Origin of the sequence: Paracoccus sp. T5 (genome assembly GCF_048538155.2) — a bacterium.
Classification (GTDB): Bacteria; Pseudomonadota; Alphaproteobacteria; order Rhodobacterales; family Rhodobacteraceae; genus Paracoccus.
Window position 1 is genome coordinate 2,339,912 of record NZ_CM135809.1, and the last position, 17,589, is coordinate 2,357,500.

Annotated in this window: 15 protein-coding genes, 1 tRNA gene, 2 rRNA genes and 4 pseudogenes (1 of these 22 running past the window's edge); 16 read left to right on the plus strand and 6 right to left on the minus strand. The window is 61.9% G+C overall.

The annotated features are described in order from the left end of the window. Nucleotides 1-20: 20 nt before the first annotated feature. From ACNR9W_RS11525 to ACNR9W_RS11570, 10 genes and pseudogenes are all read left to right on the plus strand, one after another. Nucleotides 21-173, plus strand: a complete 153-nt coding sequence (locus tag ACNR9W_RS11525) for a hypothetical protein (protein ID WP_419267156.1) — start codon at nt 21-23, stop codon at nt 171-173. Between the two features lie 57 nt (nt 174-230). After that, nucleotides 231-410: a hypothetical protein gene (locus ACNR9W_RS11530; protein WP_419267155.1), complete on the plus strand. Its 180-nt coding sequence runs from the start codon at nt 231-233 to the stop codon at nt 408-410. Nucleotides 411-453: 43 nt separating this feature from the next. Beyond that, nucleotides 454-1,542 carry a DUF475 domain-containing protein gene (locus ACNR9W_RS11535; protein ID WP_419267154.1) on the plus strand — a complete coding sequence of 363 codons (1,089 nt, stop codon included), beginning with the start codon at nt 454-456 and terminating at the stop codon, nt 1,540-1,542. A gap of 644 nt (nt 1,543-2,186) precedes the next feature. Then, complete coding sequence (locus ACNR9W_RS11540) at nt 2,187-2,429, plus strand: hypothetical protein (protein ID WP_419267153.1); 243 nt, start codon at nt 2,187-2,189, stop codon at nt 2,427-2,429. Nucleotides 2,430-2,537: 108 nt separating this feature from the next. Further along, nucleotides 2,538-3,764 carry a cation:proton antiporter domain-containing protein gene (locus ACNR9W_RS11545; RefSeq protein ID WP_419267152.1) on the plus strand — a complete coding sequence of 409 codons (1,227 nt, stop codon included), beginning with the start codon at nt 2,538-2,540 and terminating at the stop codon, nt 3,762-3,764. A gap of 475 nt (nt 3,765-4,239) precedes the next feature. Continuing rightward, a complete protein-coding gene (locus tag ACNR9W_RS11550) occupies nt 4,240-5,097 on the plus strand; it encodes a S8 family serine peptidase (protein WP_458478490.1) in 858 nt (285 codons plus the stop codon). A gap of 521 nt (nt 5,098-5,618) precedes the next feature. After that, on the plus strand, nt 5,619-6,398 hold the full coding sequence (locus tag ACNR9W_RS11555) for a Hint domain-containing protein (protein WP_419267150.1): 780 nt from the start codon (nt 5,619-5,621) through the stop codon (nt 6,396-6,398). A 443-nt stretch (nt 6,399-6,841) separates the two neighbouring features. Then, entirely contained in the window at nt 6,842-7,846 is a 1,005-nt protein-coding gene (locus ACNR9W_RS11560; protein ID WP_419267149.1) for an SDR family oxidoreductase, read from the plus strand. Between the two features lie 274 nt (nt 7,847-8,120). After that, on the plus strand, nt 8,121-9,263 hold the full coding sequence (locus tag ACNR9W_RS11565) for a metallophosphoesterase (protein WP_419267148.1): 1,143 nt from the start codon (nt 8,121-8,123) through the stop codon (nt 9,261-9,263). Nucleotides 9,264-9,377: 114 nt separating this feature from the next. Then, nucleotides 9,378-9,465 (plus strand): annotated as a pseudogene (locus tag ACNR9W_RS11570) (IS5/IS1182 family transposase); the annotation flags it as partial. Between the two features lie 177 nt (nt 9,466-9,642). Here the strand turns inward: ACNR9W_RS11570 and ACNR9W_RS11575 are convergent. Further along, on the minus strand, nt 9,643-10,002 hold the full coding sequence (locus tag ACNR9W_RS11575) for a hypothetical protein (protein ID WP_419267147.1): 360 nt from the start codon (nt 10,000-10,002) through the stop codon (nt 9,643-9,645). A gap of 571 nt (nt 10,003-10,573) precedes the next feature. Between ACNR9W_RS11575 and ACNR9W_RS11580 the strand changes: the two genes are divergently transcribed. Next, nucleotides 10,574-10,798, plus strand: coding sequence for a hypothetical protein (locus tag ACNR9W_RS11580; RefSeq protein ID WP_419267146.1), 225 nt, complete (start codon nt 10,574-10,576; stop codon nt 10,796-10,798). Nucleotides 10,799-10,868: 70 nt separating this feature from the next. Next, nucleotides 10,869-10,955 (plus strand): annotated as a pseudogene (locus ACNR9W_RS11585) (peroxidase); the annotation flags it as partial. Between the two features lie 21 nt (nt 10,956-10,976). Here ACNR9W_RS11585 and ACNR9W_RS11590 read toward each other — a convergent pair. Beyond that, nucleotides 10,977-11,600, minus strand: a pseudogene (locus ACNR9W_RS11590) (IS5 family transposase); the annotation flags it as partial. A 56-nt stretch (nt 11,601-11,656) separates the two neighbouring features. Between ACNR9W_RS11590 and ACNR9W_RS11595 the strand changes: the two are divergent. Next, nucleotides 11,657-11,938 (plus strand): annotated as a pseudogene (locus ACNR9W_RS11595) (transposase); the annotation flags it as partial. Between the two features lie 262 nt (nt 11,939-12,200). On the opposite strand, the gene ACNR9W_RS11600 reads toward ACNR9W_RS11595, so the two are convergent. Continuing rightward, a complete protein-coding gene (locus ACNR9W_RS11600) occupies nt 12,201-13,238 on the minus strand; it encodes an IS110 family RNA-guided transposase (RefSeq protein WP_419267144.1) in 1,038 nt (345 codons plus the stop codon). A 107-nt stretch (nt 13,239-13,345) separates the two neighbouring features. On the opposite strand from ACNR9W_RS11600, the gene ACNR9W_RS11605 reads away from it, so the two are divergent. Genes ACNR9W_RS11605 through ACNR9W_RS11615 form a run of 3 tightly spaced genes read left to right on the plus strand, consistent with a single transcriptional unit; the run spans nt 13,346 to nt 14,487 of the window. Then, nucleotides 13,346-13,750 (plus strand): recombinase family protein, encoded by a 405-nt coding sequence (locus ACNR9W_RS11605; protein ID WP_458478491.1) that lies wholly within the window; start codon nt 13,346-13,348, stop codon nt 13,748-13,750. Beyond that, entirely contained in the window at nt 13,687-13,950 is a 264-nt protein-coding gene (locus ACNR9W_RS11610; protein WP_419271725.1) for a recombinase family protein, read from the plus strand. The genes ACNR9W_RS11605 and ACNR9W_RS11610 overlap by 64 nt, the downstream gene beginning before the upstream one ends. A 45-nt stretch (nt 13,951-13,995) precedes the next feature. Then, entirely contained in the window at nt 13,996-14,487 is a 492-nt protein-coding gene (locus tag ACNR9W_RS11615) for a zinc ribbon domain-containing protein (RefSeq protein WP_458478736.1), read from the plus strand. Here the strand turns inward: ACNR9W_RS11615 and ACNR9W_RS11620 are convergent. The 3 genes from ACNR9W_RS11620 to ACNR9W_RS11630 form a co-directional block, all read right to left on the minus strand. Further along, nucleotides 14,444-14,520: transfer RNA gene (locus tag ACNR9W_RS11620), tRNA-Met, on the minus strand. The two genes, ACNR9W_RS11615 and ACNR9W_RS11620, sit on opposite strands and share 44 nt — an antisense overlap. 60 nt (nt 14,521-14,580) lie before the next feature. Beyond that, nucleotides 14,581-14,695, minus strand: a 5S ribosomal RNA gene (rrf, locus tag ACNR9W_RS11625). Between the two features lie 88 nt (nt 14,696-14,783). Next, a 23S ribosomal RNA gene (locus ACNR9W_RS11630) occupies nt 14,784-17,589 on the minus strand; it runs 28 nt beyond the window's last position.

The window sequence follows — 17,589 nt, forward strand, 5'->3', positions numbered from 1 at the left end:
GCCTGCAGGAGGACCTGATCATGACCCAGGAAAAGCCCAAGCACGACAACCCGGCCACCGACCCGCCCCGCCAGAACGGCCAGGGCGACCATCATGGCGTGCCCCATTCGCCCGAGGAGTTCGACGTGATGAACCCCGCCAAGCCCGGCGACTACAAGCAGGAAAATCAGTGACGGGCGGGACAGGGGCGGGAACGTTTTCGCCGCAAGGTTGTTGACCCATACTCCCTGTTGGAACTGGCCCTGCCCTTGCGGGCGGGGCATTTTTCTGCCTCCGCCCCTATGATCTTCAGCAAAAAGTCGGCCTTGACGCTTGTCGGCCCGGACCAGGGCGCGCTAGATGCCTGCGGCGCTTTGGCGCAGTCGAGCGGTGACCGGGCCCCTCTGGCGAAAGTGGCGGCGCTTTCGTGATGTCGGCACCTGTTCCTTTCCAGCCGCCTGGACCAAATCCATCATGAACAAGGATACCTCGCCATCGGCAGGAGGATCGCGCGCGGGCCGTCCTGTGCTGTCCTATCTGAAATGGGCGATCATCGTCACCGGCCTCGGCCTCGCGCTCGGGGCGGTTCTGGGCTGGCAGACCACGGGAACCCTGTCGGGGATGCTGTCGATCCTCTTCATCTGCGCGGTGCTGGCGGTTCTGGAAATCTCGCTGTCCTTCGACAATGCCATCGTCAATGCCAACAAGCTCAAGGAGATGCGCCCCGAGTGGCAGCGGCGCTTCCTGACCTGGGGCATCCTGATCGCGGTCTTCGGCATGCGGATCGTCTTTCCGCTGCTGATCGTCGTGATCGCGGCGGGAATCGGGCCGTGGCAGGCGCTGCTGCTGGCCGCCAGCCAGCCCGAGGAATATGCCCATATCATGCACGAGGCGCATCTGCCGATCGCGGCCTTCGGCGGGACCTTCCTGATGATGGTCGGGCTCAGCTTCTTCTTTGACCATGAAAAGGACGTGCACTGGGTCCACTGGGTCGAACGGCACATGGCGAAATACGCCAGCATCCGCGGGATCGAGGTGGCTGTCGTGCTGCTGTTCGTGCTGGGCTTTTCGCACCTGCTGCAGGGGACCGAGCGCGAGGTGTTCTTCGGCGCCGCGATCTGGGGGCTGATGACCTTTCTGCTGGTCGAGGTGCTGGGCGGACTTCTGGACAGCACGCAGGAGACCCTGCACGGCGCGGCCCGCGGCGGCCTGGGGGCGTTCCTGTATCTGGAGGTGCTGGACGCCTCCTTCAGCTTTGACGGCGTGATCGGGGCCTTTGCGCTCAGCCAGAACCTGTTCGTGATCGCGATCGGCCTGGGGATCGGGGCGATGTATGTGCGGTCGATGACCATCATGCTGGTCGAGAACAGCACCCTGTCCGAATACCGCTATCTGGAACACGGCGCCTTCTACGCCATCATCGCGCTGTCGGTTGTCATGTTCGCCCAGGCGCTGGTGCATATCCCGGAGGTCATCACCGGCCTGGGCGGGGCGGGACTGATCGGGATATCGCTCTGGTCCTCGATCCGGTGGAACCGCAGGAATACCGTGCCCGCGGAGTGAAGCGCCGAGGGATTTTTGACTCCTCTGCCTGATGCGGCGCGCAACCGCGCGCCGTTTTTCATTCGCTGTTTTTGGGTACATTTCCCGCTGCGGCTTCCGGTATTGGTCCTTTCCTCAATTTCGCGGCAAAATGCATGTCGGTTTCAGACAGGATCGTTTCAGCCAAGCAGCAAAAGGCGCAGCTTCTCGGCGCCTACCTTCGGAAGCATCCTTTCAGGTTTCGGCGCGGCATACCGTCCATCTTGGCAGGTTGCACGAAGGGATTTGAATGTTGCCAGTCGAACTGTCGCTCATCAGATTGCCTGCGCTCCTGACCTCCTGCCCGCCCATTCTTGTTGTTTTGTTGCCGGCGGACCGCACCTGATGCTGGTGCCAGTGGCAGGAGCGGGCCGATGCGTCCGAAGTCCTCGTCACGCGCGCCAGTCAGCCTCACCTTGATTTTCTCCCTCCGGCACTTGCCGTTTCTCACAGGAACGGGCCTCGGTTCACGCTCGGCAGGAACTTGCGAAACTCAGCGCTGCGTGGCCCCGGCGCCACCGTTTGATCCGCCCCGGCCGCCGGTAGGCCGCCCCTCTGCCGCACTGCAGGGGGAACTATTCGTGCCCTGAAGCTTATTACTTATGGAAGCGTTCAAGGAGTGCATCATGAGCGATCTCGATATCATCGGCGAAACCGTCGTCCGCGGCGTCAAACTGGAGATGACCCGCAACCTGGCGATGGACAGCTTTGCCTTGGCCTGGGACGGACAGAAGGTCAGCGGGCGGGCGGATTTCGATTCCACCGCCAATCCCACCCAGATCTGGTCCGACGCAATCCGTTCGCTGCGCGAGGACCCGGCCAGCGAGCCTCAGGTCGGCTCCGATATGGCGGCCGAAAAGGTCAACTGAACGGGCGCAGGCCGCCGATGATCCGGCCGGCCCGCGCAGTGGATGACAGGCGCAGGCGCGTCCCGCCCCTCCACCTGCCTCGTCAACCCATCGAAGGGAGATCGGCCGGTGAACGACTTTAACGTTCTCGTGGCACTTCTGGGCGGCGTCACGCTGGCCTTGGGCCTGCCGTCCAGATGGCTTGCACGCAGCCCCTTGCCGCCTACCCTCCTCGCCCTGCTCATCGGGATCGCCGTCGGTCCGCAGGTCCTGAACCTGATCGACCTGGAGGCGACGGGTCATCGCGCCTCTCTCATGGAGGATGCCGCGCGTCTGGTGCTGGGCATCGGCCTTGTGGGCGTCGCGCTGCGCATCCCAGCCGACTATCTGCGGCGCCGCTGGAGGGAGATGCTGAAGCTGATCGGTCTCAGCATGGTCCTGATGTGGATCATCAGCACGGCGCTGGTGTTTCTGATCCTGGGGTTGCCCCTTGGACTGGCGGCCCTGATCGGCGCGATCGTGACGCCCACGGATCCGGTCGCGGCCAGTCCCATTGTCACCGGCGCGGAGGCTGAAAAGAACATCCCCGAGAACCTGCGCCATGCCATCTCGTTCGAATCGGGCGCGAACGATGGACTGGCCTACTTGTTCGTCTTTTTGCCGTTTCTGCTGATCACGCGCCCCACCGGCGACGCGGTGGTCCACTGTCTGGGCAAGTCGCTCTTGTGGGACATCGGCATTGCCACCCTGGTCGGGGGGGCCATCGGCTATGGGGCTGCACGGCTGCTGCAGCAGGCCGAGCGGCGCGGTGCGATCCTTGAGCAGTGGCGGCTGGTCTATACGGTGGCGATGGCCTTCCTGGCCCTAGGCATCGGCCGCATCATCAAGAGTGACGAGGTTCTGCTGGTCTTTGCGGCAGGCATCGCCTTTACCCAGGTCATCAACCAGTCCGACCGGCAGAACGAGGAACATGGACAGGAGGCGGTCAACCGCTTCTTTGCCATCCCGATCTTTGTCCTTCTGGGCAGCGTCTTGCCGTGGAAGGGATGGATGGACCTGGGATGGTCGGGTCCGCTGCTGGTCGCGGCCATCCTGCTGCTGCGGCGGCCGCCCGTGCTTCTTCTGCTCCGGCGGTGGCTGCCCGACGTCCGCACAAGGTCCGAGGCCCTGTTCATGGGATGGTTCGGACCGATTGCCGTCGCGGGCATCTATTACGCCTCGCTGATGGAGCAGCGGTCCGGTGAGGCGGTGATCTGGCACGCGGTCAGCCTGGTCATCTGTGGGTCGGTAATTCTTCATGGTGCCACAGGGGCTCCGCTGACGCGGGCCTTGGGCCGGCACCTTCGCAGGACTTGAGTTGCAGAGAGGAGAAACTGGCGTTTTGCGGGTTCTTTGTCGCGCTGCCATCTGGCGCGTAGCGATGGATCATTCTCTCTCGGAAGCTCAGCTAACAATCCGCGCCAACATGTTGATTCCACAACCATGAGATGTAATGCGTGCCAGTTCTATCAAGCGATATAGACATCCGATAGTGCCGAAGGATGCTTTGGAATAGTTAAAACTATACACATTTCCCCAGATTTTTGCTGAAATCCTTCGGGTGTTCGTGCTAGGAGAGCGATGCAACCACAAGTAGTGGAGACTCGCAGTGCCAAAGCATAGCCTGTTCATCCTCGCGGCCTTCCTGGGCCTGACCGCCTCTCTCAGCCTCGCCTCTCCTGCCAGATCCGAGCCGCTGACGATTGGGCACTTGAGCTGGTCAGCCCCTCCTGCCGTGACCGGAGAGATTTCGGGATTGGCGAAGACCTCGAAGAAGAAACGATCGTCCAAGATGCCCATGCGCGTCAGTTCGGCTACGGTGGCAAAGCCGCGCTATCAGGCCTGGATGAGCCCGGAAATCATCGGCGCCTGGAACGCCGGATATCGCGGCCAACGCGCGACCATCACCGTGGTGGACGACTTCACCAGCGGCAGGCGCCTGTCGGGCGACCTTGGCACGGGAAGCCAGCCCCTGCGGCACGGAGAGTGGACGCGGCTCAAAGGATCGATGCTGGCCCCTTCCTCCATGCTTGCCTCGCATGATTACTCCACCGGCCGCCGGGTGACGCTCAGCCGCACGGGCCTCAATGTCGCCAATCTCAGCTATGGCATGTTCGCCCGCTCCGGCACGCGGGCCAGCCAGATCGCGTGGTCGGCACAGGAAAGCTCGCTCATCGGTTTTGCCAAGAAGGGTTCTGCCGTGATCGCCAAGGCGGCGGGCAATGACGGCGTGGCGGTCGGCGCTGGCACCCGCTCCGGAAATACCGACTTTCTGAACGTGACCTTGGTGGGGACGCCTTCGACGATCTTCGTGGGCGCGCTGGACCGAAACGGGACAAGGAAGCAGAAGGCCCGACTTGCCAGCTATTCCAACTTTGCGGGCAAGAACCCGGCCGTTCAGCGCCAGTTCTTGACAGTAGGCGTTCACGGTGACCTGTCGAACCTCTACGGCACGTCCTTCGCCGCACCGGTCGTCAGCGGCTATGCCGCTGTCTTGGGCAGCAAGTTCACCTCGGCCAGCCCTTCGCAGATCAGCCGGCGGCTCCTGGATACGGCGCGGACTGATACGATCCAGAACTACAAGGCATCCGTGCACGGACGTGGCCAGGCCAGCATCTCCCGCGCCTTGGCGCCCTCGCGCATCAACTAGATGCGTGAGGTCAAGCAGCCCCCGGACCAGATGAATGGCTGCGAGAAGGCCGGTCTTCTCGAGGCTTGGTTTGAGGACCGAGAGACCGAGCCCAACTGATGCTGTTGGTGGACCCAACTCGCGAATCAGAAGGCCTTGATCTCAGCCTCAGGTCGCAGTCAGCGCAAAATGTGACCGTTGGGTCTAGAAACTACCCCTTTGACTATTATCAGCCCAACCAAAAGTATAGCGCCAGATTTGGTTTAAGCTATTGTAAAGTATTTTTAATAACTCCTGAGTTGTGCCGCTCCCCCTCCCATCGCGTCTTTTTGCACTTTTTAAAGTTGCAGGGGTGACGCATAGTTTGGATCTTTCCGATTTTGATGAGGAGGTCCACGCAAATGGTACAACCCCGGATTGTTGACAGCGCCGTTTCCGACCGTAATCGTTGCAGAACGGCACCGGCCGATCCTGCGGCAGGAACGTCGCCGGCGCGCCGGAGGGTTGTTCAAGGACCTCGCCCCCTGCTCCCGAAATTCGCCTTGGCGACGACGCCACTGAGCCGCATGATGCAGCAGCCCGGCCTCAGCCGGATCGGCAAGCGTCTGGCCAAGCTGACACCGGCCGCCTTGGTGATGAGCGCCGGCCAGGCGGCCGTTGCAGGCGGCTATGCGGTTCCGATCGTGGATGTTCTGGCTGCCCCGACGCCTGCCGCCGTTCCCCCGATGGCAGGCCCGAGCGACTACTGGCTGGCCCTCATCCCCCTTGCAATCCTGTTCCTGGCCTCGCGCGGTGGTGACGGAAGCAGCAGCAGCGGCGGCGTGCCGCCCTCGGGCGTGCCGCTGGATTTGGGCGGGCCCTGCTTTGCCGAGGGCACCCTCCTACAGATGGAAGATGGCTGGCGCCCCGTCGAGGAGATCCACGTCGGTGATCGAATCCTGTCCTCGAAAGGCGTCCAGACCGTGCTCTCGGCCGACTTCTGGACCCCCACCGAGTTCCGCGACCGGCCCTGCGAGATCGAGGGGGTCAGCCTCTCTGCCAACCACGGCGTCCTGCAAGGCGGCTACCGGGTCCCGGCCCAAGAGGTCAGCCTGCGCCGTGAACGGATCAACGGGCTGAAGTACTTCCACGTCCTGCTGGAAAACCACAGCTGGCTCTATGCCAAGGCCGGACCCGAGGGGAAGGTGATCGAGGCGGAAAGCCTCATGATGACCACCGACCTGACGCTGTCGAAACGTTTCCCTGACCTTGCCGCGCGACATGCAGCCGATCCTGCAGCACCCTACAAGGTCGCGATGCCGGAGCAGGCCGCAGCGGCCTGAACGCCGCTGCCTTCAATGTTCAGGGCGCGCCGGTATCGCTTGGCGCGCCTTTTTCGTGGCTCGCGTTTTCCGTCCATCCGCATTTCCCATAGTGTGTGCAAGCCTCCTGATGCTGCCGCGAAAAGGGCCGGTCCCAACCCTTCGCTTCCTGTGTAGGGGCGGCGCGGGATGATCAGCGCGCCATTCCGCATGTCGGTGCGTCCACGGCCGACGATGAATGACACTCCAGCGACAGTAGAGCTTCCAGCGGAACATAATCCTCCGCCACCCGTCGCTAGCACGTCGCGCCGGGGGAGCAGAGGTTGGAGCCTACGTCCAGCGTCTGCCAATTGCCTGCCCATGGTCCCATTGGTGACCGGTCAGGCGGCAGGGGATCGGTCGCGGCGATCTCAAGGGTCGTCAGCATCTGGCAGGACGACCATTCCGTGAACAAGGATATCCTCATGACCGAAGACACGCCCCAAGATCCCGCCCGGCGCAAGTTGATGGGCGGAGTGGCCGGAGGCCTGGCAGCCGTCGGATTCGCCGGAGCGGCCAGTGCCCAAGAAAACGGGCAGGCTGCCGAGGCAGCGCCCCTGACCCGGATGCGCGATCCGCAGACGGCCTATCCTCAGCCGCCCTTCCCCAAGCAGCAACAGGAGTGGCCCGGTCTTGCCGGCAAGATGGACCCGGTTCCCGACCATGGCGAAGACAGCTACCGCGGCTCGAACCGCCTTGAGGGGCGGCGCGCGCTGATCACCGGCGGCGACAGCGGCATCGGACGTGCGGTCGCGATCGCCTTCGCGCGCGAAGGAGCGGATGTCGCGATCAACTATCTTCCTGCCGAAGAGCAGGACGCGCAGGAGGTCGTTGCGCTGATCGAGGAGGCGGGTGGGCGTGCTGTGGCCATTTCGGGCGACATCACCGACCGTGATTTCTGCCAGGAGCTGGTGCAGCAGGCGGTGGAGGCCTTGGGCGGCCTCGATGTCCTGGTCAACAATGCGGGCTTCCAGCAATCGGCGCCCTCGATCGAGGAAATTTCGGACGAGACCTTCGACCAGACCATGAAGACCAACGTCTATGCGCCCTTCCGGATCACCAAGGCCGCGCTTCCGCATCTGGAGGCCGGGGCCTCGATCATCATCACCGCTTCGGTTGTCGCTGAACAACCGCCCGAGAACCTGTTCGACTATGCCCAGACGAAAGCGGCCAACGTGATCTATGCGCAGGTCTTGGCCAAGCAACTGGCATCGCGCGGGATCCGGGTCAATGCCGTGGCGCCTGGCCCGTTCTGGACGCCGCTGCAGGTCGTGGGCGGCCAGCCTGCCGATGCCATCCCGCAGTTCGGCGCTTCCACGGCCACGGGTCGTCCGGGCCAACCGGTCGAGATCGCGCCGCTTTACGTGCTGCTGGCCAGTGCGGAATCCAGCTATTCGACCGGCCAGCTGTTCGAGGCGACCGGCGGGTAATACGGCACGGGGCCATTCCAAACGCTCGGGATGGCGCCCTTGCCCGCGGGCAGCGGAACCGCCTTCTGCCTTGGGTGGGTGGATCGGTGGTCCCAAAAAGGACGTGCATACCTTGATCGTGAAGGCCATGTCCCCTGAAGGGCCCGTCGCCCCGCCCCTGCAGGGTTCCTTCCACCCTATGTTCGTGGCAAGCAGAACCCTCGACCAGGCCCTGTAGGCGGATGCAGCACCTGCAGGACACCCGCAAGGTCGCCGCACTCGTGCCAGGATCAAGATGAGCCCATTTTCGCCGGAAATCCTGACATTCCATGCAGCCACCCTGGTCATCGGCCTGATCGTCGCCCTCCGCTTCGTCGGCAGGCTTCCGATCGCCCGCCTGCCGCGCCACCTCCTGATGGCGCTGGTGCTGGTGGTCGCGGTCAATCGCGTCTTCAGCCAGCTGCTGACCGGCGCGCTGGACCCGATCGAACTGCCGCGGCCGATGATCATCGCGCTCAGCTGGCTCTTTGCCTCGGTCCTGATGCTGGCCGTCGCCCAAGTGGCGCTGGATGTCGTGACAGTCCTGCGATCGCTGGCCGCCCGCCGCATGGTCCGCCCTGCCCCATGGATGCGCCTGACAATGGGCGCGACGGTCCTGTGCCTGTCGGGCTTGGGCGTGGTCCAGGCCCTGCGGCTTCCCCCAGTCACCACAGTCGAAGTCGCCATTCGGGATCTGCCAGCGGAGCTTGACGGCTACCGGGTCCTGCAGCTTTCGGACCTTCACATCTCCAAGCTCTTTCCCGCCGGTTGGGCAACCAAGGTGGTGGCGCTGGCAAATGACCAAGGCGCCGATCTTGTGGCGATCACCGGTGATCTGGTCGATGGCCTGCCTGACAGGCGCCAGGATGACGTCGCGCCCCTGCAACTGCTAAAGGCACCGGACGGCGTGTACATGGTCCCCGGCAATCACGAGTATTACTTCGACTATGACGCCTGGATGGCGGTCTTCCCCACCCTTGGCCTGCGCCCCCTGCCGAACAGCCATGTCGTGATCCGCCGCGGCAGCGCCGATCTGGTGGTGGCCGGTGTGACCGATCTTGCCGCGGGGGGATATGGGGAGGCCCAACCGGACTTGTCCCTCGCCTTGGCGGGTGCGCCGGAAGGTGCGCCCGTTCTGCTCCTCTCGCATCAGCCGAAACTGGCCCGGCGCGCCGCCCGGGCCGGCGTCGATCTTCAACTGTCCGGGCATACCCATGGCGGCATGGCTGTCGGGCTCAGCCGCCTCGTCGCCCGGATGAACGGCGGCTTTGTCTCGGGCCTCTACCACTTGGGCGACATGCAGATCTATGTCAGCAATGGAACCGGGCACACACCAGGCTTTGCCTTCCGCTTTGGCGTACCCCCCGAAATGACAATGATCGTTCTGCGGCGGGCGTAGCTTCCGAGTTGACCTGTGTGTGGCCTGCAGGTGTCCCTATCCGTTCAGCGCTGGGCGAAAAGGGGTCAAACCAGCAGGAAGAGGGCAATGCAGGTCTCTAGGGAGGCTTGGCCAATGAGCAACCTCTTTTGGCTGCCGGAGGCGCAGATGGCGCGCCTCCGGCCTTTTTTCCAAGAGCCAAGGTCGCCTGCGTGTGGATGATCTAGGGCCTCTCCGGTCAAGAACATCGCGCCCTTCAGCAGGCCTTCTATGTTCTAACTGGACGGCCCGCCAGATAGCGGTCCTGCAACTCGGTCAAGCCGTACATGCGTAGGGCACGGGTCAGGCCGTCACTCATGCTGAGCGGGCATCAGAGTCCCAACTCTGCTTGCACGAACAGTTAGACTAGTCCGTATTTCACCATCGGGTGCAGCCTGACGAGCACAGAATACGCACAGCCGATGCAACATCGCGGCGAGCCCAACACAGTCGAGGCTCTGCATTCAAATTCCTGGTTGGCGGGATGTTTCTCGATCCGCTGGACTTCCGCGCCGGTGTGTTGGCGGATCAACAGGCTGCGCGGGTTCAGCACCGGGCGCAGGTCAGTTGGCAGGCATAGATCCACCAGCACTTGGAACGCCGGGTCAATATCAATGTCCTGCCGTTCGGCAATGCGCGACTGCCGGGTAACCGTGTCGCCGGGCCTCAGGACGGCGTGCAGGCTGACCGCGCTGCCGCCCACATTGATTTCGCAAGACACCCTGACTCTCCGGTTATCACCGATACTGATCTGGCCGCACAGGCCCAAGCATTGGCCGAACCCTGGCTGCCAATGGTGACGACCGCGCGCGACCTCGACCTTGATTATGTCTAGATCCTCATGGACCGATCGCTTGAGGCTGCCGCCGGGTTGGCAGGTGTGCCTGTGCCGCTCTATGCGACGATCATCGGCGGAGCACGCGCAGCGCGTAAGGCTTGGGCAGAGCAGATCCCAGTCAAGGATCTGCCGGCATGGCTGGTTTATCGACCTGAAGCTCCGTCGCGGTCTGCCTGGCGCGGGACAGGCTGGAGGCGCGATGTTGGGCCTTGTGGTCTTGGGCCCTGCAGAGCGCTGCTCCTCGGTCCGGTTGCCGGGGTCGCCGCGTTTCTCGGAAAGCGACGCGCGCATGATCTGCCGGAGCGGGAAATAGGGAGTGAATGGCGAGCAGAGGTCCTTGAGGTGGCGCCGACCTGCATGCTGCCTTGCTGAAAGCAGCGGATGGTCGGATCACTAGCCTGACACTGCGTCTGGAAAGGCTCCGCATAAGCTGTTCACTTGGCTCGAGGCGCACATGGCAGACGCACTGATCGCCGCAATCGAACCGCGTGACCAGATGCCGCCGCCATCGAACCTGCGCGCGGCGATGGAACTGCTTGTGATGGCCTCGGCTGTCGGCGTGGTAGATCCTGACGTTCTGCGCGCTCGTCAAAGGCTTGCCGGCTGCCTTGCTGCGAAGCCTTCCACTACGTTGATACAAAATCATGCTCGGGCGCGGGGCGATGGCTTTGGGCGCTGACGTGGCGATGAGAAGCGCCACGATGAACAGGATTTGTCCCGCTTCGACGCCGGCGTTGAAGAACAGATGGGCGGTCGGCCGCAACTTTGCCGAAGTGCTGCGCGCGCTCGATGCGCTGCAACAGACCTATCAGGTGCCGCTGGCGACGTCGGCAAACGAGGGCGTCGACCCGTAAGCTCTGGCACCACATCCTGGCCACGATGAGTTTGAGGGCGGCGAGGAAGTTGGCTGGATCCTTGTCATATCGCGTTGCGATCCCGCGGAACTACTTGATTCGGTAGAAAAACCGCTCCACGAGGTTTCTCTTCCGGTAATCCCAACCCGAGAAGGCGAAGAAGCCCTTGCGGTTCGTTTCCGGCGGGATATTAGGCCCAAGCCTTACGTTCCGCCGCCTTTGCCCGGATCGCGTCGGTGTCGTATCCCTTGTCGGCCAGAAGAATGTCGCCTTCGCCGATGCTGTCGATCAGAACTTCGCCTTGGGTGCAATCCGCAACTTGGCCGCCGGTCAGGCGCAGGATGACAGGGCTACCCTCCGCGTCGACGAGGGCGTGGATCTTGCTGGTGAGGCCACCTCGGGAACGTCCCATGCCGCCATCGTCTCCACCCCCCTTTTTCCCGTGGCTCCGTGCAGGTGAACACGGACACAGGTCGATTCGATCATGACGACGTCACCGTCGCAAGCTTCTGCAACCGCTCGGAAAAATCGGTCCCAAATCCACGCCTTTCGCCAGCGAACGGAGCCGTTGTAACAGGTGGTGGGCGGAGCATACCTCGCGGGCATCTCGATCCAGGGCGAGCCGGTTGATCCTCCCCCACTGAAGTGGACCGCCGTTATGTTTAGGAAACGGAGGATCGAGAATGGCCAACAAGCGACCGAAGCCGGAGGAGATTGTCTCGAAGTTGCGTCAGGTTGAGGTTCTGATGGGGCAAGGTCTGTCCCGTCTTGATGCGATCAGGCGGTTTGGTGTTGTCGAACAGACCTATTACCGCTGGCGCAAGCAATATGGCGGAATGGGCGTAGACCAGCTGAAAGAGCTGAAGCGCCTTCAGCAGGAGAATGAACGGCTCAGGCGTGCGGTGTCAGACCTGACGCTGGACAAACTGATCCTGACGGAGGCGGCCCGGGGAAACTTCTTCTCTATTCGGGGGTCATGTGTCAACTCCACTTGCTGAGCCTGTGCGACGGTCCGAAGGTCAGGCCTGCGGAGCTCTTGCTTCTCTCCGAGGTCGGCTTTGCTGCCGCCTCATGATGGGATCAGAGGAAGTGGGCGGAGCCATCTGAGCCGCGCAATCAGTCAGTCGGACTGCTGCTTGAGTTTCCTCGGTCTCGCCCGCTCCCGTCGTCCCCGCAGGGACCTCCTGCGACGGAGGAGCTCGAGATTTCGATAAGGTGTCGGTTCGGTTAAACAGTTTGGGCAGCGCTCCAGCGGAACTGCGTGCCGTCCCGCCACATACGATGGAGCACTATGGCCAGCTTGCGAGCGACAGCCACGACCGCCTTCTGGATGCCCCGGCGCCGCGCCACGCCCATGCCCCAAGCCTTGAGGGAGTTCCAGCGGCCGCGCGGGCTGGTCAGCAAGACGAGCGCTGCTTCATAAAGAGCAGCACGCATCATGGCATCGCCACATCGCGAGACGCGGCCTGTCCGGCTGACCTCGCCGGACTGGTAAAGCCTTGGCGTCAGGCCGTAGTGGGCACCCACGTTCTTTGATCGGCTGAAGCGTGCCGGGTTGTCGACGCAGGCGCGGTAGGTGAGCGCGACCACCGGGCCCACGCCGGGCGCTGTCATCAGGCGGCGACATATGGGATCAACACGAACGGTGTCGAGGAGCAGCTTGTGAAGTCTGGCAAGCTGCGTCCGCAGCGCTTCGCGGGCCAGTAGCAGCGGAATGACAACGGCTGCGATTGCGGAATGGTCATCGACGAGCTCGCGAACCCGCGCGTCGAAGCTTGCCGCGCCCACGACGCCGATCTTCAAGCCAAAGGTGCGCACTTGCCCGCGCAGATCGTTCTCTATGTCGTAGGCCTTGCGCTGCAACAGCTTGCGCGAGGTCAGCAGCAGTCTGCGCTGCTGGCTGGCCGGGGACTTCACATGGACCGGCTTGAACAGGCCCGCGCGCATCATCTGCGCAATGCCCAGTGCATCGTTGCGGTCGGTTTTGTTGATCCGGGCCGACAGGGCGGCGTGCATGTGACGGGTCTCGACAAGGATCGCCGGGAGACCACCATCGACCAGCCCCGCGTAGAGCCAGGACGAGAGGGGCCCGGCCTCGAGGCCGACCCTCCCAAAGGCAAGGCCGAGGTCGAGCAGGTGCTCTCGGATAACGACAGGGTCGCTTTCGACAGAGGCACGATGAACGACTTTGCCCTGCTGGTCGACGATGCAGATGGCGGTCTCCTTGACGGAGATATCAAGGCCGGCGAAGTGCTGTTGCGACATGACTTTGCTCCAGGTTGCAGATAGAGCCCCCATCATGCCGCGGATCGGTCGGCGTAAGGCGACCCGAATACCCATCTGAGCCCCGCTCGCGCCCGGGCCTCACAGCAATGAAGGCGCGTGCGGCGCAGGGCGACATCGCAGCGGTGATCGTCGAGGGGATCGAGCGCATCGGCCGGCGGGCCGCCGACATCAGCGTGATCTCCGAGTGGTTCGAAGGCCGCGGCATCGACCTCTATGCGTCGAACGGGGGGCGCTTTGACTGGAAGCTCATCCCGTTCCTCGGCGCCATTGCCGAGCACCAGTCCCGGGAGACGGCGGACAAGACGCGCCGTGGCCAGATCGGCACCACTAGGGAAGGCCGCGTCACGGCGGGGCTGGCCTACGGCTACCGGATCGCGCGGAGCGCCAAGGCCTCAACCGGGAGATCGTGCCCGAGCGCGCGTCGATCGTGCGCCGGATCTTCGAGGGCTACGCCGACGGCCTCTCGCCGCGCCATATCGCCGCCCGCCTGAACGAGGATGGCATCCCCTCCCCCTCCGGAGGCAAGTGGAACGACAGCACCATCCGCGGCAACGCCAGAAAGCGTGACGGCATGCTGCGCAACGAGGCCTATGTCGGCATCCTCGTCTATGGACGGAACCGCTTCCTTCGCAACGCGGACACCGGCAACCGGATCTCCCGGCCGGCGGACGCGGACGACATCGTCTACTAAGAGGTTCCTGAGCCGGCGATCGTGTCCGACGACATCTGGAACAAGGTGCAGGACCGGCTGGAGGAGACGCATGCGCAGTACGCGGGCAAGACGTCGCCGCTGAACGACAGCCACCGCGCGCGCTACCTGCTGAACGGCCTCGTCACCTGCGGCTGCTGCGGCGGCGGCTACACGATCACCGGCAAGGACCGCTACGGCTGCTATCGTCGCAAGACACAAGGCAAGCAGGAGTGCGGCAACAGCCGCACGATCACGCGCGAGAAGCTGGAGACGCGGGTGCTGGCGCGCCTGCGCCAAGGCCTGATGACGACGAGTTTCGCGGCCCAGTTCGCGGCTGAGGTCGAGCGGCTCCTGAAGGAGACGCCGGAGGATGGCGCCACGGACAAGGCGCGGATCGAGCTGCACAGCGAGGCCGCACAGCTCCTGCAACCTGCTGGTCCAATGCGAGAAAGCGCCCCTTGGGGCGCTGGCTTGTCGTTGTTGCAGATTTCGTTGGTTGCGGGGGCAGGATTTGAACCTGCGGCCTTCAGGTTATGAGCCTGACGAGCTACCGGGCTGCTCTACCCCGCGCCAGTTTTGTCCTGATCGGGTTTTCATCGTTATCAGAGAGATATTTGCGTGTCTTACCAGGTCTGGCGGTGACCTACTCTCCCACGTCTTGAGACGCAGTACCATTGGCGCAGCGGCACTTAACGGCCGAGTTCGGGATGGGATCGGGTGTTTTGCTCGCGCTAGGGCCACCAGACCGGGAAAGACACGCTCAGCGTCGCCCCTTTCGGGGTTTTTGTTGTCCAAGGATGCATGGGAGGAAGACAGTCTGTCTTCTTCCGGATCAAATCAAGCCTATCGAGCCATTAGTACCGGTCAACTGAATGCATTGCTGCACTTACATCTCCGGCCTATCGACGTGGTGGTCTTCCACGGCTCTCAAGGGAGACCTTGTTTTGAGGGGGGCTTCACGCTTAGATGCCTTCAGCGTTTATCCTGTCCGTTCATAGCTACCCAGCACTGCCGTTGGCACGACAACTGGTCCACCAGTGGAACGTCCACCCCGGTCCTCTCGTACTAGGGGCAGCTCCTCTCAAGTCTCCAACACCCACGGCAGATAGGGACCGAACTGTCTCACGACGTTCTAAACCCAGCTCACGTACCTCTTTAAATGGCGAACAGCCATACCCTTGGGACCTGCTCCAGCCCCAGGATGAGATGAGCCGACATCGAGGTGCCAAACGATGCCGTCGATATGGACTCTTGGGCATCATCAGCCTGTTATCCCCAGCGTACCTTTTATCCGTTGAGCGATGGCCCTTCCACTCGGGACCACCGGATCACTATGGCCGACTTTCGTCTCTGCTCGACTTGTCAGTCTTGCAGTCAGGCTGGCTTCTGCCATTGCACTCAACGACCGATTTCCGACCGGTCTGAGCCAACCTTCGCGCGCCTCCGTTACTGTTTGGGAGGCGACCGCCCCAGTCAAACTACCCACCACGCAGGGTCCCGGACCCGGATAACGGGCCGCGGTTAGACATCAAGAGTGCGAAGGGCGGTATCTCAAGGATGGCTCCACGAGGACTAGCGTCCCCGCTTCAAAGCCTACCGCCTATCCTGCACATCGCAATCCTGATGCCAGTGCGAAGTTGTAGTAAAGGTGCATGGGGTCTTTCCGTCTAACCGCGGGAAGTCTGCATCTTCACAGACAATTCAATTTCGCTGAGTCCACATTTGAGACAGCGGGGAAGTCGTTACGCCATTCGTGCAGGTCGGAACTTACCCGACAAGGAATTTCGCTACCTTAGGACCGTTATAGTTACGGCCGCCGTTTACCGGGGCTTCAATTCAATGCTTGCACATCTCCTTTTAACCTTCCGGCACCGGGCAGGCGTCAGACCCTATACGTCGCCTTACGGCTTCGCAGAGCCCTGTGTTTTTAGTAAACAGTCGCCACCCCCTGGTTTGTGCCCCCGGCCTCTGCTTGCGCAAAAACCGGGCCTCCTTCTCGCGAACTTACGGAGGTATTTTGCCGAGTTCCTTAAATGTGGTTCTCTCAAGCGCCTTGGTATTCTCTACCAGTCCACCTGTGTCGGTTTCGGGTACGGTCTTGTGGAGGGCTATTTCCAGGGACCCCTAAGCAGCCCGATCAATCCGTTAAGATCGAACTACCCTCGGGATCCGTCACCATCTCCTGGCCCAGGAATATTAACCTGGTTCCCATCGACTACGCCTTTCGGCCTCGCCTTAGGGGCCGGCTTACCCTGCTCAGATTAGCTTTAAGCAGGAACCCTTGGACTTTCGGCGACAGGGTCTCTCACCCTGTTTGTCGCTACTCATGTCAACATTCTCACTTCTGATCACTCCACCGGATGCCTCACGGCCCGGCTTCACAGTCAGAACATTGCCTCCGTTGATCCGTGAGGATCAAAAGAGGCAGCGTTCTATATCACAGAACGCTCCGCTACCACGCACCCTAAGGTGCATCCAAAGCTTCGGCTCGTGGCTTGAGCCCCGTTACATCTTCGCCGCAAGACCTCTTGATTAGACCAGTGAGCTGTTACGCTATCTTTAAAGGATGGCTGCTTCTAAGCCAACCTCCTGGTTGTTTTGGAAGTCTCACATGCTTTCCCACTTAGCCACGAATTGGGGGCCTTAGCTGTTGGTCAGGGTTGTTTCCCTCTCCACGACGGACGTTAGCACCCGCCGTGTGTCTCCCGGACAGTTCTCTTGGGTATTCGGAGTTTGCTTAGACTCAGTAAGGCTGTGGGCCCCCATCATCCATGCAGTGCTCTACCCCCCAAGGAATACATCCGAGGCGCTACCTAAATAGCTTTCGCGGAGAACCAGCTATCTCCGAGTTTGATTGGCCTTTCACCCCTAGGCACAAGTCATCCCGACCTTTTTCAACAGGTGTGGGTTCGGACCTCCAGTACGTGTTACCGTACCTTCATCCTGCTCATGCCTAGATCACTCGGTTTCGGGTCTGATCCGTCTAACTAAAGTCGCGCATTTAACACTCGCTTTCGCTGCGCCTACACCTAACGGCTTAAGCTTGCTAGACAGACCAAGTCGTTGACCCATTATACAAAAGGTACGCCGTCACCCCTCAAGGGGGCTCCGACTGCTTGTAGGCGTCCGGTTTCAGAAACTGTTTCACTCCCCTCGTCGGGGTGCTTTTCACCTTTCCCTCACGGTACTGGTTCGCTATCGGTCAGTAAGGAGTACTTAGCCTTCGAGGGTGGTCCCCCGATCTTCAGACAGGATTTCACGTGTCCCGCCCTACTTAATATGTCCCATCGAGCTTCCGATACGGGGCTGTCACCCGCTATGGCCAGACTTTCCAATCTGTTCTCGTCACTCTCAAGGCTCGGCTGGTCCGCGTTCGCTCGCCACTACTAGCGGAGTATCTGTTGATTTCCTTTCCTCCGGGTACTTAGATGTTTCAGTTCCCCGGGTTCGCTTCTTAAACCCTATGTATTCAGGTAAAAGATACCTGGTTAACCCAACTGTTGACTGCCCGAGGGCAACAACAATCAAGTTTCAGGTGGGTTTCCCCATTCGGAAATCCATGGATCAAAGCTTATTCTCAGCTCCCCATGGCTTATCGCAGAGTATCACGTCCTTCATCGCCTCTTACTGCCAAGGCAT

What these genes read in the sequence shown, in the direction of transcription:
- ACNR9W_RS11525 (WP_419267156.1), top strand. Translation starts at nt 21, where the DNA reads ATGACCCAGGAAAAGCCCAAGCACGACAACCCGGCCACCGACCCGCCC.
- ACNR9W_RS11535 (WP_419267154.1), top strand. Translation starts at nt 454, where the DNA reads ATGAACAAGGATACCTCGCCATCGGCAGGAGGATCGCGCGCGGGCCGT.
- ACNR9W_RS11540 (WP_419267153.1), top strand. Translation starts at nt 2,187, where the DNA reads ATGAGCGATCTCGATATCATCGGCGAAACCGTCGTCCGCGGCGTCAAA.
- ACNR9W_RS11550 (WP_458478490.1), top strand. Translation starts at nt 4,240, where the DNA reads ATGCCCATGCGCGTCAGTTCGGCTACGGTGGCAAAGCCGCGCTATCAG.
- ACNR9W_RS11560 (WP_419267149.1), top strand. Translation starts at nt 6,842, where the DNA reads ATGACCGAAGACACGCCCCAAGATCCCGCCCGGCGCAAGTTGATGGGC.
- ACNR9W_RS11565 (WP_419267148.1), top strand. Translation starts at nt 8,121, where the DNA reads ATGAGCCCATTTTCGCCGGAAATCCTGACATTCCATGCAGCCACCCTG.
- ACNR9W_RS11580 (WP_419267146.1), top strand. Translation starts at nt 10,574, where the DNA reads ATGGCAGACGCACTGATCGCCGCAATCGAACCGCGTGACCAGATGCCG.
- ACNR9W_RS11600 (WP_419267144.1), bottom strand. Translation starts at nt 13,238, where the DNA reads ATGTCGCAACAGCACTTCGCCGGCCTTGATATCTCCGTCAAGGAGACC.
- ACNR9W_RS11605 (WP_458478491.1), top strand. Translation starts at nt 13,346, where the DNA reads ATGAAGGCGCGTGCGGCGCAGGGCGACATCGCAGCGGTGATCGTCGAG.